21 protein-coding genes and 2 pseudogenes are annotated in these 24,007 nt (G+C 58.1%); 13 read left to right on the plus strand and 10 right to left on the minus strand.

The annotated features are described in order from the left end of the window. Positions 1 to 316 precede the first annotated feature (316 nt). From FPT12_RS18780 to FPT12_RS18825, 9 genes are all read left to right on the plus strand, one after another. Positions 317 to 1,615 carry an MFS transporter gene (locus tag FPT12_RS18780; protein ID WP_145018370.1) on the plus strand — a complete coding sequence of 433 codons (1,299 nt, stop codon included), beginning with the start codon at positions 317 to 319 and terminating at the stop codon, positions 1,613 to 1,615. A 154-nt stretch (positions 1,616 to 1,769) separates the two neighbouring features. Then, on the plus strand, positions 1,770 to 2,774 hold the full coding sequence (locus FPT12_RS18785) for a phosphate ABC transporter substrate-binding protein PstS (RefSeq protein WP_054594764.1): 1,005 nt from the start codon (positions 1,770 to 1,772) through the stop codon (positions 2,772 to 2,774). A gap of 216 nt (positions 2,775 to 2,990) precedes the next feature. Beyond that, positions 2,991 to 5,273 (plus strand): ABC transporter permease subunit, encoded by a 2,283-nt coding sequence (locus FPT12_RS18790; protein ID WP_145018373.1) that lies wholly within the window; start codon positions 2,991 to 2,993, stop codon positions 5,271 to 5,273. Positions 5,274 to 5,288: 15 nt separating this feature from the next. Next, a complete protein-coding gene (gene pstA, locus FPT12_RS18795) occupies positions 5,289 to 6,959 on the plus strand; it encodes a phosphate ABC transporter permease PstA (protein ID WP_145018376.1) in 1,671 nt (556 codons plus the stop codon). An 83-nt stretch (positions 6,960 to 7,042) separates the two neighbouring features. Beyond that, the gene (gene pstB, locus FPT12_RS18800; protein ID WP_019694309.1) at positions 7,043 to 7,876 is read left to right on the plus strand and encodes a phosphate ABC transporter ATP-binding protein PstB; all 834 of its coding nucleotides are present in this window, start codon (positions 7,043 to 7,045) and stop codon (positions 7,874 to 7,876) included. Between the two features lie 74 nt (positions 7,877 to 7,950). Next, positions 7,951 to 8,712: a phosphate signaling complex protein PhoU gene (phoU, locus tag FPT12_RS18805; protein ID WP_145018379.1), complete on the plus strand. Its 762-nt coding sequence runs from the start codon at positions 7,951 to 7,953 to the stop codon at positions 8,710 to 8,712. 180 nt (positions 8,713 to 8,892) lie between these two features. After that, positions 8,893 to 9,819, plus strand: a complete 927-nt coding sequence (locus FPT12_RS18810) for a response regulator (protein WP_145018382.1) — start codon at positions 8,893 to 8,895, stop codon at positions 9,817 to 9,819. A gap of 448 nt (positions 9,820 to 10,267) precedes the next feature. Beyond that, positions 10,268 to 10,657, plus strand: a complete 390-nt coding sequence (locus FPT12_RS18820; protein WP_145018388.1) for a DUF6124 family protein — start codon at positions 10,268 to 10,270, stop codon at positions 10,655 to 10,657. 227 nt (positions 10,658 to 10,884) lie between these two features. Continuing rightward, positions 10,885 to 11,781 carry a peptidoglycan DD-metalloendopeptidase family protein gene (locus tag FPT12_RS18825; protein WP_145018391.1) on the plus strand — a complete coding sequence of 299 codons (897 nt, stop codon included), beginning with the start codon at positions 10,885 to 10,887 and terminating at the stop codon, positions 11,779 to 11,781. Positions 11,782 to 11,855: 74 nt separating this feature from the next. Here FPT12_RS18825 and FPT12_RS18830 read toward each other — a convergent pair whose 3' ends face one another. From FPT12_RS18830 to phoB, 3 genes are all read right to left on the minus strand, one after another. Then, positions 11,856 to 13,196 carry a hemolysin family protein gene (locus tag FPT12_RS18830; RefSeq protein ID WP_145018393.1) on the minus strand — a complete coding sequence of 447 codons (1,341 nt, stop codon included), beginning with the start codon at positions 13,194 to 13,196 and terminating at the stop codon, positions 11,856 to 11,858. Positions 13,197 to 13,320: 124 nt separating this feature from the next. Next, the gene (phoR, locus tag FPT12_RS18835; protein WP_256676807.1) at positions 13,321 to 14,607 is read right to left on the minus strand and encodes a phosphate regulon sensor histidine kinase PhoR; all 1,287 of its coding nucleotides are present in this window, start codon (positions 14,605 to 14,607) and stop codon (positions 13,321 to 13,323) included. Positions 14,608 to 14,687: 80 nt separating this feature from the next. Beyond that, positions 14,688 to 15,377: a phosphate regulon transcriptional regulator PhoB gene (gene phoB / locus FPT12_RS18840; RefSeq protein WP_007896474.1), complete on the minus strand. Its 690-nt coding sequence runs from the start codon at positions 15,375 to 15,377 to the stop codon at positions 14,688 to 14,690. Positions 15,378 to 15,528: 151 nt separating this feature from the next. Here phoB and FPT12_RS18845 point away from each other — a divergent pair, with 151 nt between their 5' ends. Then, on the plus strand, positions 15,529 to 15,909 hold the full coding sequence (locus FPT12_RS18845) for a hypothetical protein (protein WP_145018399.1): 381 nt from the start codon (positions 15,529 to 15,531) through the stop codon (positions 15,907 to 15,909). A 113-nt stretch (positions 15,910 to 16,022) separates the two neighbouring features. On the opposite strand, the gene ubiA is transcribed toward FPT12_RS18845, so the two are convergent. Further along, positions 16,023 to 16,913 (minus strand): 4-hydroxybenzoate octaprenyltransferase, encoded by an 891-nt coding sequence (ubiA, locus tag FPT12_RS18850; protein ID WP_145018404.1) that lies wholly within the window; start codon positions 16,911 to 16,913, stop codon positions 16,023 to 16,025. Further along, positions 16,913 to 17,476 carry a chorismate lyase gene (locus FPT12_RS18855; RefSeq protein WP_145018407.1) on the minus strand — a complete coding sequence of 188 codons (564 nt, stop codon included), beginning with the start codon at positions 17,474 to 17,476 and terminating at the stop codon, positions 16,913 to 16,915. The genes ubiA and FPT12_RS18855 overlap by 1 nt, the downstream gene beginning before the upstream one ends. 201 nt (positions 17,477 to 17,677) lie before the next feature. Here FPT12_RS18855 and FPT12_RS18860 point away from each other — a divergent pair, with 201 nt between their 5' ends. From FPT12_RS18860 to FPT12_RS18870, 3 genes are all read left to right on the plus strand, one after another. Next, entirely contained in the window at positions 17,678 to 17,848 is a 171-nt protein-coding gene (locus tag FPT12_RS18860; protein WP_054594751.1) for a rubredoxin, read from the plus strand. Positions 17,849 to 17,882: 34 nt separating this feature from the next. Then, positions 17,883 to 19,031, plus strand: a complete 1,149-nt coding sequence (locus tag FPT12_RS18865) for an NAD(P)/FAD-dependent oxidoreductase (RefSeq protein ID WP_145018410.1) — start codon at positions 17,883 to 17,885, stop codon at positions 19,029 to 19,031. Positions 19,032 to 19,219: 188 nt separating this feature from the next. Continuing rightward, positions 19,220 to 19,495 (plus strand): HU family DNA-binding protein, encoded by a 276-nt coding sequence (locus FPT12_RS18870; RefSeq protein WP_003195589.1) that lies wholly within the window; start codon positions 19,220 to 19,222, stop codon positions 19,493 to 19,495. A gap of 111 nt (positions 19,496 to 19,606) precedes the next feature. Here the strand turns inward: FPT12_RS18870 and FPT12_RS18875 are convergent, their stop codons facing one another. The 5 genes and pseudogenes from FPT12_RS18875 to FPT12_RS18895 form a co-directional block, all read right to left on the minus strand. Then, on the minus strand, positions 19,607 to 20,218 hold the full coding sequence (locus tag FPT12_RS18875; protein ID WP_145018413.1) for an imm11 family protein: 612 nt from the start codon (positions 20,216 to 20,218) through the stop codon (positions 19,607 to 19,609). Positions 20,219 to 20,229: 11 nt separating this feature from the next. Next, positions 20,230 to 21,750, minus strand: a pseudogene (locus FPT12_RS18880) (RHS repeat-associated core domain-containing protein); the annotation flags it as partial. 164 nt (positions 21,751 to 21,914) lie between these two features. Further along, positions 21,915 to 22,925 (minus strand): hypothetical protein, encoded by a 1,011-nt coding sequence (locus FPT12_RS18885; protein ID WP_145018419.1) that lies wholly within the window; start codon positions 22,923 to 22,925, stop codon positions 21,915 to 21,917. Between the two features lie 32 nt (positions 22,926 to 22,957). Beyond that, positions 22,958 to 23,281, minus strand: coding sequence for a 3-hydroxydecyl-ACP dehydratase (locus FPT12_RS18890; protein ID WP_145018422.1), 324 nt, complete (start codon positions 23,279 to 23,281; stop codon positions 22,958 to 22,960). 423 nt (positions 23,282 to 23,704) lie between these two features. After that, a pseudogene (locus FPT12_RS18895) lies at positions 23,705 to 23,983 on the minus strand (RHS repeat-associated core domain-containing protein); the annotation flags it as partial. Between the last annotated feature and the right edge of the window lie 24 nt (positions 23,984 to 24,007).

Here is a 24,007-nt window from a genome sequence, read left to right on the forward strand (position 1 = left end):
GCCGTCCTGGGAAAAACGATTCAGCCCCGAACATACTACGTTCGTCACGTTTTCCATAAGGCGTGCTAAAGGGAAACTCTGCGAAACCGGCTGACAAAGGCCAACGACGTTTTCGCACAGCAACCCCTTACAAAGTGTTGCACGGTTGCGAGTATATCGGTCGGTAGACTCCGAGACGACCATCGGGTTCTCATTTTGACTGCCAAATACTCGCTTTCCTGTGCTTTTTCGAACAATTTGCTATCGTGCCGAACCTGCCCAAGCCCCTGCCAGCGTTGTTGGGGTTGCGGATCTGACTATAAGAGAAGCCCTTGCCATGACCACCGCGCCATCGAGCATAGCGTCACCCGCGCAACCTGCGCGCCCCTTGACCGGTAACGATTACAAGACACTGTCGCTTTCCGCCTTGGGCGGCGCACTGGAGTTTTACGACTTCATCATCTTCGTGTTCTTCGCCACGGTCGTTGGCAAGTTGTTCTTCCCGGCGGACATGCCCGAGTGGCTGCGGCTGATGCAGACCTTCGGTATCTTTGCCGCCGGTTACCTGGCGCGGCCACTGGGCGGCATCGTCATGGCGCACTTTGGCGACCTGCTGGGGCGCAAGAAAATGTTCACCCTGAGCATTTTCATGATGGCCGTACCGACGCTGATCATGGGCCTGCTGCCGACTTATGCGCAGATCGGCCTGTGGGCGCCGATCCTGTTGCTGCTGATGCGGGTGATCCAGGGCGCGGCGATTGGCGGTGAAGTGCCGGGGGCCTGGGTATTCGTTTCCGAACACGTGCCACAGCGGCACATCGGCTACGCCTGCGGCACGCTGACGTGCGGCCTGACCGCGGGCATCCTGCTTGGCTCGCTGGTTGCCACCGCGATCAACAGCCTCTATACCCCTGAACAGGTGGCCGATTACGCCTGGCGTATCCCGTTCCTGCTCGGCGGTGTGTTCGGCCTGTTCTCGGTCTACCTGCGCCGTTGGCTGCACGAAACCCCAGTGTTCGCCGAGCTGCAACTGCGCAAGGCGCTGGCCGAAGAGGTGCCGCTGCGTGCGGTGCTGCGTGACCATCGCGGCGCCATCGCCATCTCGATGCTGCTGACCTGGTTGCTGTCGGCCGGGATCATCGTGGTCATTCTGATGACCCCGACCGTGCTGCAAACCATTTATCACTTCTCGGCCACGACTGCGCTGCAAGCCAATAGCGTGGCCATCGTGTGCCTGAGCCTGGGCTGTGTGATCTCCGGCGCGCTGGCGGATCGCTTCGGCGCTGGCCGGGTGTTCGTGTTTGGCAGCGCAGCGCTGCTGGCGACGTCCTGGACTTTCTACCACAGCCTGTTCGATCACCCCGACTGGCTATTCCCGCTGTACGCGCTGACCGGCCTGTTTGTCGGCACCATCGGCGCGGTGCCATTCGTGATGGTCAAGGCGTTCCCGGCCGTGGTGCGCTTCAGCGGCCTGTCGTTTTCCTACAACCTGGCTTACGCGATCTTCGGCGGCCTGACCCCGATGGTCGTCACCCTGCTGCTCAAGGAAAGCCCGCTGGGGCCTGCCTATTATGTGGCGATCATTTGCAGCATCGGGATTCTGGTGGGTGGTTACCTCTGGAAGAACAACCGCTAACTCACTGAATGATCGTTCCCACGCAGAGCATGGGAACGATCAAGCGCCAAATGCTGGCCTTTCATCTAATTGTCATATTCAAGTCATAGAGTGTTCACACGGCCTGCCGATACTTGGCCCCGACTTAACACACCCTATTTGCTAGGAGTAAGGCATGAAACTGAAGCGTTTGATGGCGGCAATGACGTTTGTCGCTGCTGGCGTTGCAACTGCCAACGCGGTAGCCGCTGGTGTAGACCCAGCCATTCCGGCTTATACCAAAGCCACTGGTGTTTCGGGCAACCTGTCCAGCGTCGGTTCCGATACCCTGGCCAACCTCATGACCCTGTGGGCTGAGAACTACAAAAAAGAATACCCGAACGTAAACATCCAGATTCAGGCCGCTGGTTCCGCCACCGCGCCACCTGCGTTGACTGAAGGCACCTCCAACTTAGGTCCCATGAGCCGCAAGATGAAGGACACCGAACTGGCGGCCTTCGAACAGAAGTACGGCTACAAGCCAACCGCTATCCCGGTTGCCGTGGATGCCCTGGCCGTGTTCGTGCATAAGGACAACCCGATCCAGCACCTGACCATGGAACAAGTCGACGCGATCTTCTCCTCGACTCGTCTGTGCGGCGCTAAAGCAGAAGTCAAAACCTGGGGCGACCTGGGCGTGACCGGCGACCTGGCCAACAAGCCGGTTCAACTGTTCGGTCGTAACTCGGTATCCGGCACGTATGGCTACTTCAAAGAAGAAGCCCTGTGCAAAGGCGACTACAAGCCAAACGTCAACGAACAACCAGGCTCGGCTTCGGTCGTGCAATCGATCAGCTCTTCGCTGAACGGTATCGGTTACTCGGGCATCGGCTACAAAACTGCTAGCGTGAAGACTGTGGCTCTGGCCAAGAAAGGCAGCACTGACTACATCGCAGACAGCGAAGAAAACGCCCTGAACGGCAAATACCCGCTGTCGCGTTTCCTCTACGTTTACGTCAACAAAGCTCCGAACAAGCCTCTGGCCCCGCTGGAAGCCGAGTTCGTGAAACTGGTTCTGTCCAAACAGGGTCAGGAAGTTGTCGTGAAAGACGGCTACATCCCACTGCCAGCCAAAGTTGCCGCCAAGGCACTGGCTGACCTGGGTCTGCAGGAAGGCGGCGCTGAAGTCGCAAAAAAGTAAAACCCTGAGTCAGGGCTGAAGTCCTGACTCAGTAGGAGCCGGCTCGGCGGTGAATGGCCTCACCGCGGTGAGCCCGTCGACCCAGTCGATTGCACTGCCGGCGAGCCGGCTCCTACACCCCCAAATTTCTGTCCGCTGCCAGTTCACACGGGCGGCGGATTTGTTGCGTCACTGCATTGTCATCTTTCTGTCATACAGGATCGCTAGGGTGTGCGCATGACTGATCTGGCCAATTCCACCATGACTACCAATCCCCCCAAGCGCATTGACTTCAATACGCCGGAGCTACAACGCAAGCGCCGCATCCGCGCGCTCAAGGATCGCCTGACCCACTGGTACGTTTTCGTCGGCGGACTCGCCGTCCTCGGTGCGATCACGCTGATCTTCTTCTTCCTTGGCTACGTTGTCGCACCACTGTTTCAGGGCGCCAGCCTGACTCCCAAGGACGCAATCACTCCGGCCTGGATGCAAGACGCCGGCAAACCGCTGATGATCTCCCTCGAAGAACAGAACCAGGTCGCCATGCGGGTTTCCGACAAGGGCCAGGCGCTGTTTTTCGACGTCGACAGTGGCGCCGAGCTAAGCCGCATTGACCTGCCGATCCCGGCCGGCACCAGCGTAACCGCCATTGGTAAAGACCAGCCCGGCCATCCGCTGGTTGTCGTGGGTTTGTCCAACGGTCAGGCGCTGGTGTTCCGTCACACCTATAAAGTCAGTTACCCGGAAGGCAAGAAAACCATCTCGCCGGCCATCGAATTCCCGTACGGCGAAACGCCGATCGCACTGAACGAGCAGGGCGGTGCCCTGGAGCACGTCAGCCTCAATGCGACCGACTCGACCCTGCTGCTCGCCGGCTCTACCGGTTCGCAATTGCACGTGCTGTCGCTGAGCAGCGAAGAAAACATGATGACCGGTGAGGTCACCAACGAGCAGAAGCGTATCGAGCTGCCGCAAATGACCGAGCCGGTGAAGAACATCTTCGTCGACCCGCGTCAGCAGTGGCTGTACGTGGTCAACGGCCGTGCCCAGGCCGACGTCTTCAGCCTGAGCGACAAGAGCCTCAACGGTCGCTACAAACTGCTGGATGACGGCGAAGCGCAAGTGACCGCCAGTACTCAACTGGTGGGCGGTATTTCGCTGATCATCGGCGACTCCAAGGGTGGTCTGGCCCAGTGGTTCATGGCTCGCGATACCGATGGCGAGCAACGACTGAAACAGATCCGCACCTTCCAGATGGGCACCACGCCGATCGTTGAAATCACCGCCGAAGAACGTCGCAAAGGCTTCGTCGCCCTCGACACGTCCGGCAAGCTTGGCGTATTCCACAGCACTGCCCACCGCACCTTGCTGGTGAACCAGGTGGTGGATGGCGCGGGCCTCTTCGGCCTGTCGCCGCGTGCCAACCGGATCATTGTGGAGCAGGGCGGCAAACTGCAACCGCTGCTGCTCGACAACCCGCACCCGGAAGTCTCGTGGAGCGCGTTGTGGAGCAAGGTCTGGTACGAAAACTACGACGAGCCTAAATACGTCTGGCAATCGACCGCAGCCAACACCGACTTCGAACCCAAGATGAGCCTTTCGCCACTGACCTTCGGTACGCTGAAAGCCGCGTTCTACGCGATGCTGCTGGCCGCACCGCTGGCGGTTGCTGCGGCGATCTACACTGCGTACTTCATGGCGCCGGGCATGCGCCGCAAGGTGAAACCGGTCATCGAATTGATGGAAGCGATGCCGACGGTGATCCTCGGCTTCTTTGCCGGCCTGTTTCTCGCGCCGTATGTGGAAGGGCATTTGCCGGGCATTTTCAGCCTGCTGATGCTCTTGCCGATCGGCATTCTGGTCGCCGGCTTCATCTTCAGTCGCCTGCCCGAGTCGATTCGCCTGAAAGTGCCGGACGGCTGGGAAAGCGCGATCCTGATCCCGGTGATCATTTTCGTCTGCTGGCTCTCGCTGTACATGAGCCCGTACATGGAAACCTGGTTCTTCGGCGGCGACATGCGCATGTGGATCTCCCATGACCTGGGCATCACCTACGACCAGCGCAATGCACTGGTGGTGGGTCTGGCCATGGGCTTTGCGGTGATCCCGAACATCTACTCGATCGCCGAAGACGCCGTGTTCAGCGTGCCGCGCGGCCTGACGCTGGGCTCCCTGGCCCTCGGCGCTACGCCATGGCAGACCATGACCCGCGTAGTGATCCTGACCGCCAGCCCGGGCATTTTCTCGGCACTGATGATCGGCATGGGCCGTGCGGTCGGGGAAACCATGATCGTGCTGATGGCCACCGGTAACACCCCGGTCATGGAAATGAACCTGTTCGAAGGTCTGCGCACCCTGGCCGCCAACGTCGCGGTAGAGATGCCCGAATCGGAAGTCGGCGGCAGCCACTACCGCGTGCTGTTCCTGTCGGCGCTGGTGCTGCTGTTGTTCACCTTCATCATGAACACCCTCGCGGAGCTGATCCGTCAGCGTCTGCGCAAGAAATACTCGTCGCTTTAAGAAAGGTAGAAGTCTGTGAAACAGAACTCCCTGAAAGGATGGTTCAAGAGCGGCGCCCCCGGCGTCTGGATCAGCGGTGGCGCGGTGTCCATCGCGGTCATCATGACCATTGGTTTGCTGGCGGTGATTGCCGTGCGCGGTCTGGGCCACTTCTGGCCGGCAGACCTGATGCACGCCAGTTACAACGTGCCGGGCCAGGCCAACCATGTCGTCATCGGCGAAGTGGTGCAGAAGGAAGAAGTACCGCGTGAGCGTCTGAAAACCGCGGGCTTGCCAGTGCCGGACCAAGGTCCGGAATTCATGACCCGCGAGCTGATCAAGGTCGGTAACCGTGACATCAACGGCAATGACTTCACCTGGATCGTCGGCGAGTGGCTGACCGACCAGAGCACGCCGCGTGAACTGATGACCATCGAGCGCCGCGAGTGGGGCAACTTCTACGGCTACCTGCTCAACGTCAAACAGGACGGCAAGGTCATCGCTGAAGGCGAAGCGGCCTGGCCGGAGCTGCAAGCGCGGGTGGACCGGGTCAACGGGCTGGCAGCGCAGCTCAAGAGCCTGGAAAAAACCGACATCGGTGCGATCAACGCCGGCCTCGAACGTATTCGCCTGCACGGCCGCAAGCTGGAGCTGGAAGGTAAGCTCGACGCGACCGCGCAGGCCGACATGGACGCCGAACGCGCTGAACTGAACGCCCGTTATAAAGATGTCGAAGCGCGCTTGAGCGACCTGCACACGCAGTTCAACCGCGACAGCCTGACGGCTCGCGATGCCAACGGCAAAGAGATCGAAATCGGCATCGGCAAAGTGGTTCACGCCTATCAGCCGAACGCGATGAGCTACCTGACCAAAATGGGCTTCTACTTCAAAAAGGTCTGGGAGTTCCTGAGCGACGACCCGCGTGAAGCCAACACCGAAGGCGGGATCTTCCCGGCAATCTTCGGCACCGTGATGATGACCCTGATCATGGCGATGATCGTCACCCCGTTCGGCGTACTGGCAGCGGTCTACCTGCGTGAATATGCACGCCAGGGGCCGATGACCCGGTTGATCCGTATCGCGGTGAACAACCTGGCGGGCGTTCCGGCGATCGTTTATGGCGTGTTCGGTCTGGGCTTCTTCGTTTACGTACTCGGCGGCTCGGTTGACCGGTTGTTCTTCCCTGAAGCCTTGCCGGCGCCGACGTTCGGTACGCCGGGCCTGCTCTGGGCCTCGCTGACCCTGGCACTGCTGGCAGTGCCGGTGGTGATCGTGGCGACCGAAGAAGGTCTGGCGCGGATTCCTCGCACCGTGCGCGAAGGCTCGTTGGCCCTCGGCGCGACCAAGGCTGAAACCTTGTGGAAGATCGTGCTGCCAATGGCCAGCCCGGCGATGATGACCGGGATGATCCTCGCCGTGGCTCGCGCCGCCGGTGAAGTGGCGCCGCTGATGCTGGTGGGTGTGGTGAAACTGGCGCCGTCGCTGCCGGTGGACGGCAACTACCCGTACTTGCACCTCGACCAGAAAATCATGCACCTGGGCTTCCATATTTACGACGTCGGCTTCCAGAGCCCGAACGTCGAAGCCGCACGGCCGCTGGTGTACGCCACGGCGCTGTTGCTGGTGCTGGTGATCGCGACGCTCAACCTGTCGGCAGTGTGGATCCGTAACCACCTGCGCGAGAAATACAAAGCGTTGGATAGCTGATCGCTGTCCCCAAAATTGAATGTGCTGCTGGCTCTGACGCCAGCAGTTCACTGAACCGAATTTGTTAGCACAGGGAGTTTCCCATGCAGCACGAAACACACACCCACGGCATCAACATGTCGGCCCTGGGTCGCGACAAACAGAGCCTGAACCTGGCACAGGAAACCGTGGCCATCGAAGTGCCGAGCCTGAGCCTGTTCTACGGCGACAAACAAGCGCTGTACGACGTCAGCATGAATATTCCCAAGCAGCGCGTGACCGCGTTCATCGGTCCGTCCGGTTGCGGCAAGTCGACGCTGCTACGCACCTTCAACCGGATGAACGATCTGGTCGATGGCTGCCGTGTCGAAGGCGAGATCAACCTGTACGGCAACAACATCTACCGCAAGGGCGAAGACGTGGCCGAACTGCGTCGTCGCGTCGGCATGGTGTTCCAGAAGCCGAACCCGTTCCCGAAAACCATTTATGAAAACGTGGTCTACGGCCTACGTATTCAAGGCATCAACAAAAAGCGCGTGCTCGACGAAGCCGTCGAATGGGCGTTGAAAGGCGCGGCACTGTGGGATGAAGTGAAAGACCGTCTGCACGAATCGGCCCTGGGCTTGTCCGGTGGTCAGCAGCAACGTCTGGTGATCGCTCGTACCATCGCGGTCGAGCCGGAAGTGCTGCTGCTCGACGAACCGTGCTCGGCACTCGACCCGATCTCGACGCTGAAAGTCGAAGAGCTGATCTACGAACTGAAATCCAAGTTCACCATCGTCATCGTGACCCACAACATGCAACAGGCCGCGCGGGTTTCCGACTACACGGCGTTCATGTACATGGGCAAACTGGTGGAATTCGGTGACACCGATACCCTGTTCACCAATCCGGCGAAGAAGCAGACCGAAGACTACATCACCGGTCGTTATGGCTAGGATGTCGCTAGCGTTGCTCACTTAACCATCGCTGCGGTAGACCGCACCTTACCGGACGCTCCAAGGACGCCAACATGATTAGTAAAGAAGGCCTTACCCACCATATCTCCCAGCAGTTCAACGCTGAGCTCGAGGAAGTGCGCAGCCACCTCCTGGCCATGGGCGGGCTGGTCGAGAAGCAGGTCAATGACGCGGTCACTGCACTGATCGAAGCGGACTCGGGCCTGGCCCAGCAAGTGCGCGAGATCGATGACCAGATCAACCAGATGGAACGCAACATCGATGAAGAATGCCTGCGCATTCTGGCCCGTCGTCAGCCGGCCGCGTCCGACTTGCGCTTGATCATCAGTATCTCCAAGTCGGTGATCGATCTGGAGCGCATCGGCGACGAAGCGACCAAAATCGCCCGCCGTGCCATTCAGCTGTGCGAAGAAGGCGAGGCCCCGCGTGGCTACGTCGAGGTTCGTCACATCGGCGACCAGGTACGCAACATGGTTCGCGACGCGCTGGACGCCTTCGCTCGCTTCGACGCTGACCTGGCGTTGTCGGTGGCCCAGTACGACAAGGTCATCGACCGTGAATACAAGACCGCCCTGCGCGAACTGGCGACCTACATGATGGAAGATCCGCGTTCTATCACGCGGGTCTTGAGCATCATTTGGGTGCTGCGTTCGCTGGAGCGGATTGGCGACCACGCCCGCAATATTTCCGAGCTGGTGATTTACCTGGTGCGCGGGACTGATGTCCGTCACCTGGGCCTCAAGCGCATGAAGGAAGAAGTTGAAGGCACAAGTGCCGAAAGCGCTAATGTTCCGGGCAAAGCTGACGATAAGTAAGATTGCCCAAGTAAAGCGCCCGGCCTTGTGGTCGGGCGTTTTTGTTTGTGTGGCTTTCGAATTGAAACGCCGAATGAAAAAGCAGCACCCGCGAACGAAAAGTCCCGGCGTGACTGAAGAGTTTTGGCAAAGTGCCATCAGCCAGCGTTATGCTTGCCGGGATTTTTATAGGGGTGTTGGATGAGCAAGATCAGTGTGTTGGTCGTGGACGATGCGTCGTTTATTCGCGACCTGGTAAAGAAGTGCCTGCGCAACTACTTCCCGGGTATCCGGACCGAAGATGCCGTCAACGGCAAAAAGGCCCAGGCCATGCTGGCCAAGGAAGCATTCGACCTGGTCCTGTGCGACTGGGAAATGCCGGAAATGTCTGGCCTCGAACTGCTGACCTGGTGCCGTGAGCAGGACAATCTCAAGAGCATGCCGTTTGTCATGGTGACCAGCCGTGGCGACAAGGAAAACGTGGTTCAGGCGATTCAGGCCGGCGTTTCCGGCTATGTCAGCAAGCCGTTCACCAACGAGCAGCTGCTGACCAAGGTCAAGCAGGCGTTGAACAAGGTCGGCAAACTCGACACCTTGATGAACAGCGCGCCCACCAAGATGAATTCGGCGTTCGGCAACGACTCCCTCAGCGCGCTCACGGGCGGCAAGGCGGCTGCGGTCAATCCGTTCGCCAAACCCGCCGCCGCGCCAGCCCCTGCTGCAGCGCCTTCTCGCGGTCTGCTCAACAGCCCGCCGGTCAAGGCACCAGCGGCGTCCGCGGCCCCGGCCGGTGGTCGTGGTCAAGGTCAACTGCGCCTGCCCAGTGGTACTCAGCCATGCGTAATCAAAGCGTTGAGCATCAAGGAAGCCTTGTTGGTGGTTAAGCGCACCGACACCCTGCCGCAAGTGCTCGACAGCGCCGTGCTCGACCTGGAGCAGGGCGACAACGCCGAAGTCGCACGCCTGAATGGCTACTTGCACGCCATCGTCGCTCACGAGCCGAAACCCGACAGCGACTGGCTGCAACTGACCTTCCGTTTCGTTGACCAGGACGCGCAAAAGCTCGACTACATCTCCCGCCTGATCGCCCGCGGCACGGCGCAGAAGCATTTCGTACCGGGCGCGTAAGTACAGCGTCGCTGATTAGATCGCCATCGCGAGCAGGCTCGCTCCCACAGGGAACCGCATTCCAGTGTGGGAGCGAGCCTGCTCGCGATGGGGTCATCGAACTCAGTGCATCTCTCCCTGAAGTGCTCATTGAGCGTTCCCACGTCCTCGGACATTTCCTTCAAGTTGTAGCGGTGTTCGGTAACTATCCTGGCCTGCGAGTCAGGGCTAGTCTCACCCTGTCACTAAAAAACGGTGACACGGACGTGCAAGTCCGCCCTGGAACACAATTGGTTATGGCTAATGACCGAGCATTTTTTTATGCTCGCGAATCGTTATGGCGACTGTGTATGGGAGACCTTCGGGTCTGCTGGTATCTCCGGGCCGGTCTTGCACACCTATGCACAGTTGCCACCACTTTCGAAGCGCAAGCGAAACGGTGTCAGCTCCAATTACCGGAAGACACCTAATGATCAAGCCCACACCGAATCCACCAGAAGACCCAGCAACTTCCCCCTACGAATCCCCTGATTCGAAAAAACTCCACGAAGCCGCCGAACGCGCCCTCGACCACCACCTGGGCACGCCCCCACCCAAGATCCACCTCGCCGACGCCCGCAAAGGCCAACTCTTCATCGTCGCCCCCGACGTCGACACCGACAGCCTCCTGGCCAACGCCTCCGAAGACATCGCCTCCATCAAAGCCATCGCTGGCGACCTCGCCTTCGAAATCGAAGGCTCGCGCCGCAACGTCGCCTTGGCGATTTACCGCATGGCCGAAGGCGCCCAACTGCTGATCGACCGCGCCATGGACAACCTCGACCCGCCGAACCCTACGGAGTATCGGGTCAAGATGTAGTTGATCGTTAGTTGATCGTTCCCACGCTCTGCGTGGGAATGCCGCTCCGGACGCTCCGCGTCCGCTTTGGCGCGTGACGCAGAGCGTCACAGGATGCATTCCCACGCGGGAGCGTGGGAACGATCATCACAAAGGTTTGGGAACGATCATTTGAAACATCTGCCGACTACGCAGGTCAATTCTGGCTGCTAGGCTGTTTTCAGGCCTTCCTCGACAGAACCTTGCCCATGTTCGCGCGATTGCTGTTTTTCTGTGGTCTTTTCATGGCCTCCACCTCGGCTATGGCCATCACTATTTACAAATCCACCAGCGCGACGGGTGTGGTCTCCTACAGTGACCGTCCATCCCATGGCGCGCGGATCTTTGTGTTCCGCGACCGCATGGAGGAGCACCTTGAGCGCCAGGTACTTCTGGATATCAAGAAGCAGAGGGACACGCACAGTGTGTTTGTGCGCAACGATTTGTATGCGCCGGTAGAGGTCGAGCTGAGTTTCACCGGGCTGAAGAATGTCAGCGGTGCGCCGGCACAACCGATCCGTAGGGTGTTGCCGGCGCGCAGCACTCTGCGTCTGGCGTTGCTCACGGCGATTACGCCCGGCAAGCCGCTGACCTATACCCCGACGTTCAACTATTCCCTGGGCAACCCCACAGATACCTCGTTGGCCTATCGGTATCCGCTGCCGTGGCGTGGCGGCCCGTTCCATCTGACTCAGGGCCCTAATGGCCGATACAGCCATTTTGGGGTCAAGAACCGCTATGCCATGGATATCGCGATGCCTGAAGGCACGCCGATCATCGCGGCGCGTGGCGGGATGGTGGTGAAGACCGAAAACAACCAGAGCGGACGCGGCACTGACCCGTCGGGCAATTTCGTGCGGGTGTTGCACGATGACGGGACGATGGGCGTGTACCTGCACCTTAAACGCGGCTCGGTGTGTGTGCGCGAAGGTCAGCGGGTGGTAGTTGGCAGTGCGCTGGGGTTGTCGGGCAATACCGGCAACAGCAGCGGGCCGCACCTGCATTTTGTGGTGCAGCGCAATAGCGGGTTGGGGCTGGTGTCGATTCCGTACCAGTTCAACCAGTCGGTGGGTAGCTTGCCGAACTTTGCGCTCGGCAAACAATGACGTGTTGCCTGTTCTGACGCCTTCGCGAGCAAGCATCGCTCGCGAAGGGATCGATACCGATCAGGTGTCGGTCACTAGTCGAGCATCAACACCTTGGCCAAAATGATCTTCGGGCCTTTCATCTTTTTGATGATGATCCGCAAACCTTCGACTTCCAGCACTTCTTCCTCTTCCGGCACCCGTTTCAGGGTTTCGTAGACCAGTCCGGCGAGGGTTTCGGCCTCGACGTGGTCCAGATCGATACCCAGCAGGCGTTCGACCTTGAACAGCGGTGTGTCACCGCGCACCAGCAATTTGCCCGGCTGATAAGCGAGGATCCCGCGCTCGGCCTTGCGGTGTTCGTCCTGGATGTCGCCAACCAGCACTTCCAGCACGTCTTCCATGGTCAGGTAGCCGATGATGTTGCCGTCGGCCTCTTCAACCACGGCGAAGTGCGAACCGCCCTTACGGAACTGCTCCAGCAACTGCGACAACGGCATGTGCCGCGATACGCGTTCCAGCGGGCGGGTCAGCTCGGCCAGGTTGAACGACTCGGGAATGTGGTCCAGCGCCGCCAGTTCCAGCAGCAGGTCCTTGATGTGCAGCAGGCCGACGAACTCCTGGCGTTCGCTGTCGTACACCGGGTAGCGGCTGAATTTGTGACGACGGAACAGTGCAAGGATTTCCTTGAGCGGCGCGTTGAACTCCAGCGTCACCAGGTCTTCCCGGGAGTTGGCCCAGTCGACCACTTCCAGCTCACCCATTTCCACGGCCGAGGCAAGTACGCGCATGCCTTGATCGCTCGGGTCCTGGCCACGGCTGGAGTGCAGGATCAGTTTCAGTTCTTCACGGCTGTAATGGTGCTCGTGATGAGGGCCGGGTTCACCTTGGCCAGCAATCCGCAGAATCGTGTTGGCGCTGGCGTTGAGCAGATAGATCGCCGGGTACATCGCCCAGTAGAACAGGTACAGCGGCACCGCCGTCCACAGCGACAGCAGCTCGGGTTTGCGGATGGCCCAGGATTTGGGGGCCAGTTCGCCGACCACGATGTGCAGATACGAAATGATAAAGAAGGCGGTGAAGAACGACACACCCTTGACCACTTCCGGCGAGTTGACGCCGACCGCGCTCAGCAACGGTTCGAGAATGTGCGCGAACGCCGGTTCACCGACCCAGCCAAGGCCCAGGGAGGCGAGGGTAATACCCAATTGGCAGGCGGACAGGTAGGCGTCGAGCTGGCTGTGTACGGTGCGCAGGATGTGCCCGCGCCAGCCGTTTTTCTCAGCAATGGCCTCGACCCGGGTCGAGCGCAGTTTGACCATGGCAAACTCGGCCGCAACGAAGAAGCCGTTGAGCAAAACCAGGATCAGTGCAAAAAGAATCATGCCGAAATCGGCGAAGAGTGAAGCGAGGGTCACGCCAGGGGAAGGGTCCATGATGGAGTTTTGCGGGTTCCGTGTATTCGAAAAGAAAGGGGATTGCCGAGCCTGAAAGGCAGGCCCAAGTCAGCCAATGTAGCGGCTGACAGGGCGATTGCCTAGAGGTTAGTCAACTCGTGCGCTAGTCGGTCAGCGAGCTGACCCGCGATTTTGTCACCTGTGCCGGCGCGAAATGGCAGGTGAACGTGCTGCCGTGACCCAGCACGCTGCTGATCTCCATTCGCGCACGATGACGTAACAAAACGTGTTTGACGATGGCCAGGCCCAGCCCGGTGCCGCCGGTATTGGAGTTGCGGCTGGAGTCGACGCGATAGAATCGCTCGGTCAGGCGCGGCAGGTGTTTGTTGTCGATGCCGATCCCCGAGTCCTGCACGCTGAGGTGTGCGCCTTGTTCGTCACCCCACCAGCGGATGCGGATGTTGCCACCGTCCGGGGTGTATTTGACGGCGTTGAACACCAGGTTCGAGAACGCGCTGCGCAATTCGGCTTCACTGCCCTTGAGCATAATCGACGGATCGGCTTCCAGGGTGATGTGCTGGTTACGCTGCCCGGACAGCGCCTGGGCGTCACTCTTGATCGATTGCAGCAGACTGTCGATCGGCACCGGCTGGTTATCCGACGGGTAATCGGTGGCTTCGAGCTTGGCCAACAGCAGCAAGTCGTTGAGCAGCGTCTGCATGCGCCCGCCCTGTTGCTGCATTTGCTGCAACGCACGGCTCCAGCGCGGATTCACCTCTTCGACGTTATCGAGCAGGGTTTCCAGGTAGCCGCAGATCACCGTCAACGGCGTGCGCAGTTCGTGGGAGACATTGGCGATGAAGTCTTTGCGCATTTGCTCAAGCTGATGAATGCGGGTGACGTCGCGCACCAGCATCAAGTGTTCGTTGTTGCCGTAACGGGTGATGTACAGCTGAATCCGCATCCGGTCGTTGGTCGGCGAAGGGATTTCCAGCGGCTCGGCGTAGTTGTCCTGCTCGAAATACTCCTTGAAGCGCGGATGACGCACCAGGTTGGTCACCGGCTGACCACTGTCCTGCGGGGTCTTGAGGCCCAGCAGGGTTTCGGCGGCGCGGTTCCACCATTCCAGGTTGCCGTCGCTGTCGAGCATGATTACGGCGTCTTTCAACGCTGCGGTGGACTCCTGAACCCGGTCGATCACCGCTTGCAGGCGTCCGCGCACGCGCTGATCGCGCCGTTGCAGGTGGTAGATGCTGTCGAACACTTCGCCCCACAGGCCATAGCCATCGGGTGGTGCTTCGTCGGGCTTTTGCAGGCGCAGCCACTCGTGCAGGCGCAGCAATTGCTTGAGGGTCCAGGCCAGGTAAATGCCCAGGCCAGCGGCCAGGCTCCAGCCGTAGTAGCCCGTAATCAGGCCGATCACCAGGCAGCCGGTGACCAGTAACAGCATGTGGCGGATCAGAGTGCCATGCCAGTTTTGGTTCACTTAAACTTGCGTCCTTGTCAGCGTGTCGAGCAGGTAGGGCCGGCTCAGGCCTTGGTCGAAAACCGGTAGCCGGTGCCACGCACGGTTTGTACCAGATTCTCGTAGGCATCGCCGAGTGCTTTGCGCAAACGACGGATGTGCACATCGACGGTACGCTCTTCGACATACACATTGCCGCCCCAGACCTGATCGAGCAATTGCCCGCGGGTGTAGGCGCGCTCCTGATGGGTCATGAAAAACTGCAGCAAGCGGTATTCAGTCGGACCCATCTCGGCAGGTTTTCCATCGATGGTCACGCGGTGGCTGATCGGGTCCAGCAGCAGGCCGCCGACTTCGATCGGCGCTTCGCCATCGGTAGGGCCGGCACGACGCAGCACGGCTTTCAGGCGCGCAACCAGCTCGCGTGGGGAAAACGGTTTGGTGATGTAGTCATCGGCGCCGACTTCCAGGCCCTGGATCTTGTTGTCCTCTTCGCCCTTGGCGGTGAGCATGATGATCGGGATGTCCCCGGTCAGCTCATCACGCTTGAGACGGCGGGCCAGCTCGATGCCTGAAGTGCCGGGAAGCATCCAGTCGAGCAGGATCAGGTCCGGTTTACGGTCGACGATAATGGCGTGGGCCTGCTGGGAGTTTTCGGCTTCCAGGCAGTCATAGCCGGCCATTTCCAACGCAACGGCGATCATTTCGCGAATGGGCGCTTCGTCGTCGACGATCAGAATACTCCTGCCAACCATGCCTTAATCCTCTTGTCATTTAACTGTCTTGCGCCGCATTAGATAACGGAATTATTGCAGTCGTGTGACAGTATTTTAGTCGTGCGGCGAGCAGTGCAATCCTGAACTACGCTTTAAGTCCAGATCCTGACAACCACAAAGGAAGGTTTCTATGACTCACTACGCTCAATCGTTCAAAGCCTTGATGCTGGCCGCAGCCTTGGCATTACCGACAATGGCTTTCGCGGCCGAGCCGGCCATGATGAAAGACGGCATGATGGTTGATTCCAAGGGCATGACCCTCTACACCTTTGACAAAGACAAGGGGGGCAAGTCGATGTGCGACGCCAAGTGCGCCGAGAACTGGCCGCCGATGATGGCTCCGATGGATGCCAAGCCCGAAGGCAAGTGGACCGTGATCAAGCGCGATGACGGCATGATGCAATGGGCTCACGACGGCAAGCCGATGTACACCTTCAAAATGGACACGAAACCCGGCGACAAAATGGGTGACGGTAAAATGAACGGTATGTGGCATATGGCCAAGCACTGACCGGCGCAGAATAATCTGAACCGCTAAAAGATCGTCCGAACGCGGCCCGAACCTTCAGCAGCTCCTACGGTATCGGTGTAGGAGCTGCCGGAGGCTGCGATCGTTCAAATGGGTCAACGCAACGCGTAATCCAGCACAATCCCGACGAAAATCGCCAACCCGGCCCAATGGTTATGCAGGAAGGCCCGGAAACACTTCAGTCGGTCCTTGTCGCGGGTGTACCAGAATTCCCAGGCAAAACACGCCGCCGCTGCCACCAGACCCAAGTGGAACCAGCCGCCCAGTTCGAATTTCGATCCGGCCAGCAGCAAGCACCCCAGGGCCAGCCCTTGCAGCGTGAGAATGATCACCCGATCGGCGTCGCCAAACAGAATCGCCGTGGATTTCACACCAATTTTCAAATCGTCGTCGCGGTCGGTCATGGCGTAATAGGTGTCATAACCCACGGTCCACAGCAGGTTGGCGATCCACAGCAACCAGGCAATGGCCGGCAGTTCACCGGTTTCGGCGGTGAACGCCATCGGCATGCCCCAGGAGAACGCCGCGCCCAGCACCACCTGCGGGTAATAGGTGTAGCGTTTCATGAACGGGTAAGTGGCGGCCAGCGCCAGACCGCCGAACGACAACCAGACCGTGGCCGCGTTGGTGCACAGCACCAGCAGGAAGCTCACACCCATCAGCAATGCGAAAAACACCAGCGCCTCTTTGGAGCTGATCTTGCCGCTGACCAAGGGCCGTTGTTCGGTACGTTTCACGTGACCGTCGACCTTGCGATCAGCCCAGTCATTGATCACGCAGCCGCCCGCGCGGGTCAGCACCACGCCAAGGACGAAAATCACGATATTGGCCAGTGACGGCGAACCTTTGCCGGCAATCCACAGCGCCCACAGCGTTGGCCACAGCAGCAGGTAAATGCCGATGGGCTTGTCCATGCGCGTCAACTGGATGAAGTCCCAGGCGCGCGGGTTCACGCGATTCAATGATTTGAGCAGGCTTTGGTACATCAGCAGTTCTCCGTATTCGCGCGGGCAGCGCGCCACAGGGCTGGCAGGAATATTTCCGCGACCAGCACGCTCAGGTCCCCCCGGTCGAAACGCGAGCGCCGGCCCCACAGTTCAGGTGCTTGAGACTCACTCGGCAACCACTCGACGGGATAGTGACAAACCTCGATGGCGCGGCGCTGGAACGCCTGATCGCAAAACAGCAGTTCGCCCAGGGAGCGGCTACCCAATTTATCCATATTCAACCCGCCGTCCTGCAACGAACTGCGTGCCGCCACACTGCGGGCAAACACCCAGGCTTCACCATGACCGCGCAAATACACCTCGCGAACCCAGCCTTCACTGCCTTCGGGCAATTCCAGTGCGGCGCATTCGTCTGCACGCAAAGGCTGCCAACCTTCGAACAACGGCGTCACGCTGAAGCCGTCATCCGACAAACGGGTCAAGCGACGGGTGAGCGAGCCCTCATCGAATAGCCAGTCGAGGGTTTGCGCGTCGGGTAGCGGGGTCAGCTGGCTTTGTGGCAGCCAGAACAGAGCCGGGGCGAGGGGTTTTGAGTGCGGCACAGTGAGTCAGTATTGGCAGCAAATGAGGCGGCGAGCTTACCATGTCGGTCGGTGATATTGACTGACCAGACCGGGTATTGGCCGCGAACAGGCTTGCATCTGCTGCGCCCGATCAGTACAAAACGCCTTGAGCCGGACGGCAGACCCTTATCGGGTGACCGTTCGCGTCAGTAAAAGCCTGAGAACCTGAGGAAACAAGTAATGAAGAAGTGGCAATGCGTGGTCTGTGGGCTGATCTACAACGAAGCCGACGGCTGGCCGGATGACGGCATCGCGGCCGGAACCCCGTGGCAGGACGTACCGGAAGACTGGCTGTGTCCAGACTGTGGCGTCGGCAAAATGGATTTCGAAATGATCGAAATCGCTGCCTGATCACAGATTTTGATGAATTGAAGAGGAGTAACGAATGAACGCACCTGTCGTGATCGTCGGCACTGGGCTGGCCGGCTACAACCTGGCCCGGGAGTTTCGCAAACTCGATGGCGAAACACCGCTGCTGCTGATTACCGCAGATGATGGACGCTCTTACTCCAAACCGATGCTCTCCACCGGTTTTGGCAAGAACAAGGACGCCGATGGCCTGAGCATGGCCGAGCCCGGCGCCATGGCCGAACAGCTGAAGGCTGAAGTGCGGACCCATACGCGCATCAGCGGCATCGACCCGGGCCACAAACGCCTGTGGATCGGCGAAGAAGCCGTGGCCTATCGCGACCTGATCCTCGCCTGGGGCGCGGAAACCGTGCGTGTGCCGGTGCAGGGCGATGCGCCCGAGGCGATCTTCCCGATCAACGACCTCGAAGACTACGCGCGCTTTCGGGCAGCGGCGGCCGGCAAGCGTCGGGTGTTGTTGCTCGGCGCTGGCCTGATCGGTTGTGAGTTCGCCAACGACCTGATCCTCGGTGGTTACGAGGTGCAACTGGTCGCGCCGTGCGAACAAGTCATGCCGACGCTGCTGCATCCGGCGGCCGCCGCAGCCGTGCAGGCCGGGCTGGAAAGCCTGGGCGCGCAGTTCCACCTCGGCCCGGTGCTCAACCGCTTGCAGCGCACCGATGACGGGCTCGAAGGGCATTTGTCCGATGGCCAGGTGATCCCCTGCGATGTGGTGGTTTCCGCCATTGGCCTGCGCCCGCGCATCGATCTGGCGGCCGCTGCCGGTTTGCAGATCAACCGCGGCGTGGTCGTTGACCGCCACCTCAAGACCTCTCACGCCAATATCTACGCCTTGGGCGACTGCGCCGAGGTTGATGGGCTGAATTTGCTGTACGTGATGCCCCTGATGAGCTGTGCGCGTGCGCTGGCACAAACCCTGGCCGGCAACCCGACGGCGGTCAGCTACGGCGCGATGCCGATTACCGTGAAAACACCGGTCTGCCCATTGGTGGTTTCCCCGCCACCACGGGGTTTTGAAGGTGTCTGGAGCGTCGAAGGGCAGGGCGCCGACATCAAGGCGCTGTGCCGTGATGCGAGCGGAAAACTGCTGGGTTACGCGCTCACCGGGGCGGCAGTGATGGAGAAACTGGCTCTAAACAAGGAGCTTCCGGCGCTTTTGGCGTAAATACCGGTCGTTCTGTCGGAATCACCCCGCTTTTGCCCCTACAAAGGTCGCCCCGAGACTGGCGTCGCACGTAACCGCATGCCATCCTCACTCCGTCTGCCGCAGAGTAGAGCCTGCGGCGCCTTGGGCGCTGTTCCGGAAGAACAGCACGGACATAACAACAAAAAACCGTCAAAGAGGCTTCACTCATGCGTAAACCAGATCTCGCCGCAGCCATCGCTGAAAAGGCTGACCTCACCAAAGAACAGGCTAACCGCGTACTCAACGCCGTCCTCGAAGAAATCACCGGCGCTCTGCACCGTAAAGACAGCGTCACCCTGGTGGGCTTCGGTACTTTCCTGCAACGCCACCGTGGCGCGCGCACCGGCAAGAACCCGCAAACCGGTGAGCCAGTGAAAATCAAGGCCAGCAACACCGTTGCCTTCAAGCCGGGCAAGTCGCTCAAAGACAGCGTCAATCCGTAACAGGTAAACACCGTCTCGGGGCGGTAAAAAAATGGGCACGCCGACTGGGTCGGGTGCCCATTTTTTGTGAGCGCTGATTGGCGCTTTTAACGAATGCCTTCCACTAGTAGATCACGCTTGGTTTTTATAGGGAGTGAATGAGCGCTCAGCGGTGTAAAAGCCTAGTCCTTTGTCGCCTTTGAATTTTTGTTCGATCATGGCGTCCGCCAGCTCTCGGGAAATCAAAAGATCTCCCGAATCACGCTCGCGCGCAATTGCGCCCATTCCTGCGGCGTCATCATGAAGCCAAATTTCATTGAAGTAGAGTATTGAGCCATCGTCAGAGAGTTCTGCTACCGACTTGCTGTGATCAACCGCGCTTATCGCCTGGGCAGCATTGACGATGTAATAGACTTCGCTCACCTCCTCCCCGTCGGCAGCAATACTCGTGGGTGTCAAGAGCTCAATATGGTGACCGGCGTTCTGGACGAGGAAACTCGCTAACCGCTGGCTCACCAACGGGATGTCGCCTAATAACCATAAGCAGTCGTAAGCCAACAATTTTTTCTTTTGGCATGGGAAAAATATTTTGGGTTTATCCATTTCGGCAGGGTAAGGCTCACCTGTCAGTAGGGACAAATAGTCAAAGTTCGATCCTGCCGTTTCATAGGAGCCGCGCTCGGCATCGTATGAGCCAATCAATTTATCGTTGTAATAAATAGGGGCTTTCCAGCTTAAGATCATTTCTGGATCTCCTAATTGTAATGAGCGCCAGGGCGTGCATTTTTATTCAGTTGCCTTTCGCCCGAGCGGAGTAATTTGCGCTCGTTGGACACTATTTTATCCAACGCTTTGCGATATTGGGCCTGATTCCAATTGGCTCGTTTGCCGATTTTTTCCAGCTGGTCCATTTTGCTTCCAAGGTTTTGGTTGACTCTACCCACATGGCGTCCCTCGTGGATTGATCGACGCCCGTCAGTCATGGCCCTGGCCTTATTGGGCAGGAATATTTTGTTCTGCCGGCTTTGTAGGTCGAACCCTGCCAATTTGAGCAGAGGGTGATTTTTCGTACTGTCGTGTTTGTCGCTCAGTATGTGGTGATCCTGGTACCCCTGTTTTTTCAGACGACCGATACGTCGGTTTATAGATGACGTACAACTCCAGCCCAGGGGGTCAATCCAGCCATATGGGTTGGCTGCATACAGATAGAGATTGATTCCCCCCGCCAACCCAATCGGATCCGGCGTCGTAAACCGCCCCACATCCGGATCATAAAACCTGAACGTATTGAAATGCAGCCCCGTCTCCCGGTCCAGGTACTGCCCCTGAAACCGCAGGTTCTGCTCTTCAATGTAGTACGGCTCGCGCACCTCCTCTAGCGTGTTGCCCCATACCCGATAAGTCGCCTGCCAGACGTTGTGGCCGTCCGCCTCGGTGAGCTGTTCCGGCAGGCCGTTGAGGTCGTTGTGGTAGTAGCGGATTTTTTGCAGCGGGCCGGTGCCGTCGACGCGGGCCAGGGGTTCGTAACCTTCGTCTTCGTAGAGGTAGAGGCTGGTCTGCTGATGGCGATGTTCCTGCAACAGGCGCAGGCCGTCCCAGGTGAAGCGGGTTTCGCCCAGCGGGTAGCCGCGGGTGTCGTGCTCGGTTTTTTCAATGCGTCGGCCCAGCGGGTCGTAGGTCATCCTGACCACGCTGCCGTTTTCGTTGCGCACTTCAATCAACCGGCTTTCGGCGTCGTAGGCAAAGCGTTGCAAGCCCCGTTTAGCGCTGCGTTTTTCGATCAGCCGGCCAAAGGTGTCGTAGCGGTAACGCTTGTCCTGATAGGTCAGCAGTTTGTTGTGCACCACCAGCCCGGCGCCGGGTTGGGGGCTGTCTAGCAGGTTGGCAGCGGCGTCGTAGGCGAAGGTTTCGCGCTGGCCGTGCAGGCTGTCCTGGCTGGCGATGATGCGGCCGGTGGCGTCGTAGTGCAGCAGTTGGCGGTGTTGTGCGGCCGGTTGCTGGTCGAGTTTGCCGATCAGGTTGTCGGCGGGGTCGTACTCGAAGTGCTTTTGCACGGCCGCCGGCATCAGCGATGGCTGGCTGCTGTGGCGGCGTTGGCGTGAGCGTAAACGCCCGCTGCGGTCGTATTCGCTGCGAGTGCTGATCTGGCCCTGGGTGCGCAGCACTTCGCGGTGCAGGCGGTCACGTTCGAAATCGCTGATGACCTGGCCGTCGAGGTTGATCTGGTGCAGGTGGCCGCTGCCGTAGTACAGGCGATTGAGCCAGCGCCCAGCCGGGCGGCCCAAAGCGCGTCAGACATGCGGGTTATTTATCCGACGCAAGCGTCTGGCGCGCCGCGCAATCGTTGCGCTTGTTGCGCAATTGTATGCCTTCCATTGCACCTTGCTCTTTGTCGGTTATGGCATGCACATCAGCGCAGTTCTCTCGTTTGTGAGAGCATCTATAGGCTGTACAAAATATTGTAGAACGAGGTCGAATTGTCTTTTATCAAGGAAAGGTCCTGGTCTATGGATGTTTTTTCGAATGACGATTTATTTATTGCCATTCGACGAGTAATTATTGCTTCCAGAAGTTTTCTGAACAGTACCTCATTATTGACGTATTTTTTCAACTTTAGAATTTCGTGAGGCTTGTTTTTCAGAATGTAAAAGGAATAGTTCATTAAAATGATATTGGAGACAAACAGATTTTCCGTTGATTGAAGGGGGTTGATCGTGTCAATCAAAATATGAAATATCTGTCTCTTGTTTTTAGCGTATGCCTGCAAAAATACATCGGGATACATGAATTCGCTATGACGATCATTTAGCCTAAAACGGTAATTTGTGTCGTCGGGTTCGGTCAATAATGTGACGAGGCTTGTTTGATAATTTTTTAACGTGCTCAGCAGTACATGTTCTTTTCTGCTATCAAATTTGATCGCTTTGTAAACTAGGTCGATGACATCCAAAAAAGCTACGGGCCCCCGGGTGTCGGTAGCCATTACCAGCTGATTATCCTTGATGCTGAACCGACGATACGCTTCGTCGTCAATACTCAATTCGAAAAGCAGGAACCTGAGCATATAGTTCCTGAGTTGGGCATCCGCGTCGAGAGAACTGTTCTTCAAACTGATTAACTGAATCAGAAAGAAGAAAATAAAATAGTCTTTGTTGGTGCGTTGACGGTTGTCGATTTCAAGCAGATAGCCAAAGCGGGACAGGACCAAGAGAAGGGCATAGCAGTCCGGCTCCGTGAAACCGTTTTTTGACATGGATTTTTCGAAGGCGCTTATGGAAAACAAATCGTGCCAGCGGCTGATGTAGAAGGTCGAACCGTTGTGTTTTCTAGCGGCGACAGACAGCAGTGAAGGCTCGTCTTCTTGGTAAAAAACAGCGCCCAGCTCTTTCGGATATGGACGGATATTCAGGAAATTTTCAAGCTTGTATGAAAAGAGTTTGAATATATTCATGCTGGTTTTTGCCTGTTATTCCTCCTGATCTACTACCAGTTTGAGGACACTCCATCCTCATCATCAATAGCAATTTCGGTATGAGACCTGATCCACTCGAAAAAAGCAGACAGGTCATTTTCGATGCTGGAGGGGTGAGCGCTAATCTCCAAAAAAATACGTTCTTTTTCTAGGAAGAGACGGACGTCGTAGTTCCAATCTCCCGGACTTCTGGGCTCGGTGCCCATCAATCGGAATTCTTTTTTCTGCAAGCTCTTGGAAAAAGTTCTAAGGCTGGTGATTTTTCGCACTATCTCTTTGAGATTGGTCGTGTACCAGATTGTATCCTTAAAAGACAATATAAACTCTGCCGACATTATGGTTACCTTCTAACTTCCGTGAGGTCTGCCCGAAACCGTTGGGTAATCTGGCGGGTTTTTCATTCCGATGTGTGCTTCTGAGGAATGAGTGCTGACGGCTGTTTTTCCGTCATTAGCTAATTCAGTGGTGCCTGGGTTTCCATGTCTACCTAATGATTTGTGACTGTGAGCATTGTTCGATCCTTTGAACGGTGTGGGGTTCGTATTCCCATAGGCATGAATCTGGACTTCTGAACCATCAGAGTGTACCCAACGCTGGTTCCTGGTATTTGCTGGATTCGTTCTGGTATAGCCGTTTTGCCGGAGGATTTTCTCCACCTGTTGCACGGATTTCCCTTTCAGCGACGGAAGTTTGGAGACATTACGTTTATTCGCAAATTTGCCCTTGGCATCGATCCATCTCCCTTTTGAGTTCTGCCTGGTGGCTGGACCACAGGCTAGCCCCAACGGGTCTATCCAAGTAAAGGGGTTAGGTGCGTAAACATAGAGATTAAATCCTCCCGCCAACCCAATCGGATCTGGAGTGGTAAACCTCCCCACATCCGGATCATAAAACCTGAACGTATTGAAATGCAGCCCCGTCTCCCGGTCCAGGTACTGCCCCTGGAATCGCAGGTTCTGCTCTTCAATGTAGTACGGCTCGCGCACCTCTCCTAACGTGTTGCCCCACACCCGATAAGTCGCCTGCCAGGTACCATAGATCTCGGTGAATAGTTCTTTGGG

This window comes from Pseudomonas sp. H3(2019) (genome assembly GCF_007713465.1).
Classification (GTDB): domain Bacteria; phylum Pseudomonadota; class Gammaproteobacteria; order Pseudomonadales; family Pseudomonadaceae; genus Aquipseudomonas.

Bases quoted from the DNA above. Each gene is read 5' to 3' on its own strand.
- FPT12_RS18780 (WP_145018370.1), top strand. From the start codon at position 317: ATGACCACCGCGCCATCGAGCATAGCGTCACCCGCGCAACCTGCGCGC.
- FPT12_RS18785 (WP_054594764.1), top strand. From the start codon at position 1,770: ATGAAACTGAAGCGTTTGATGGCGGCAATGACGTTTGTCGCTGCTGGC.
- FPT12_RS18790 (WP_145018373.1), top strand. From the start codon at position 2,991: ATGACTGATCTGGCCAATTCCACCATGACTACCAATCCCCCCAAGCGC.
- pstB (WP_019694309.1), top strand. From the start codon at position 7,043: ATGCAGCACGAAACACACACCCACGGCATCAACATGTCGGCCCTGGGT.
- phoU (WP_145018379.1), top strand. From the start codon at position 7,951: ATGATTAGTAAAGAAGGCCTTACCCACCATATCTCCCAGCAGTTCAAC.
- FPT12_RS18810 (WP_145018382.1), top strand. From the start codon at position 8,893: ATGAGCAAGATCAGTGTGTTGGTCGTGGACGATGCGTCGTTTATTCGC.
- FPT12_RS18820 (WP_145018388.1), top strand. From the start codon at position 10,268: ATGATCAAGCCCACACCGAATCCACCAGAAGACCCAGCAACTTCCCCC.
- FPT12_RS18825 (WP_145018391.1), top strand. From the start codon at position 10,885: ATGTTCGCGCGATTGCTGTTTTTCTGTGGTCTTTTCATGGCCTCCACC.
- FPT12_RS18830 (WP_145018393.1), bottom strand. From the start codon at position 13,196: ATGGACCCTTCCCCTGGCGTGACCCTCGCTTCACTCTTCGCCGATTTC.
- phoR (WP_256676807.1), bottom strand. From the start codon at position 14,607: ATGCTGTTACTGGTCACCGGCTGCCTGGTGATCGGCCTGATTACGGGC.
- phoB (WP_007896474.1), bottom strand. From the start codon at position 15,377: ATGGTTGGCAGGAGTATTCTGATCGTCGACGACGAAGCGCCCATTCGC.
- FPT12_RS18845 (WP_145018399.1), top strand. From the start codon at position 15,529: ATGACTCACTACGCTCAATCGTTCAAAGCCTTGATGCTGGCCGCAGCC.
- ubiA (WP_145018404.1), bottom strand. From the start codon at position 16,913: ATGTACCAAAGCCTGCTCAAATCATTGAATCGCGTGAACCCGCGCGCC.
- FPT12_RS18860 (WP_054594751.1), top strand. From the start codon at position 17,678: ATGAAGAAGTGGCAATGCGTGGTCTGTGGGCTGATCTACAACGAAGCC.
- FPT12_RS18865 (WP_145018410.1), top strand. From the start codon at position 17,883: ATGAACGCACCTGTCGTGATCGTCGGCACTGGGCTGGCCGGCTACAAC.
- FPT12_RS18870 (WP_003195589.1), top strand. From the start codon at position 19,220: ATGCGTAAACCAGATCTCGCCGCAGCCATCGCTGAAAAGGCTGACCTC.
- FPT12_RS18875 (WP_145018413.1), bottom strand. From the start codon at position 20,218: ATGATCTTAAGCTGGAAAGCCCCTATTTATTACAACGATAAATTGATT.
- FPT12_RS18885 (WP_145018419.1), bottom strand. From the start codon at position 22,925: ATGAATATATTCAAACTCTTTTCATACAAGCTTGAAAATTTCCTGAAT.
- FPT12_RS18890 (WP_145018422.1), bottom strand. From the start codon at position 23,281: ATGTCGGCAGAGTTTATATTGTCTTTTAAGGATACAATCTGGTACACG.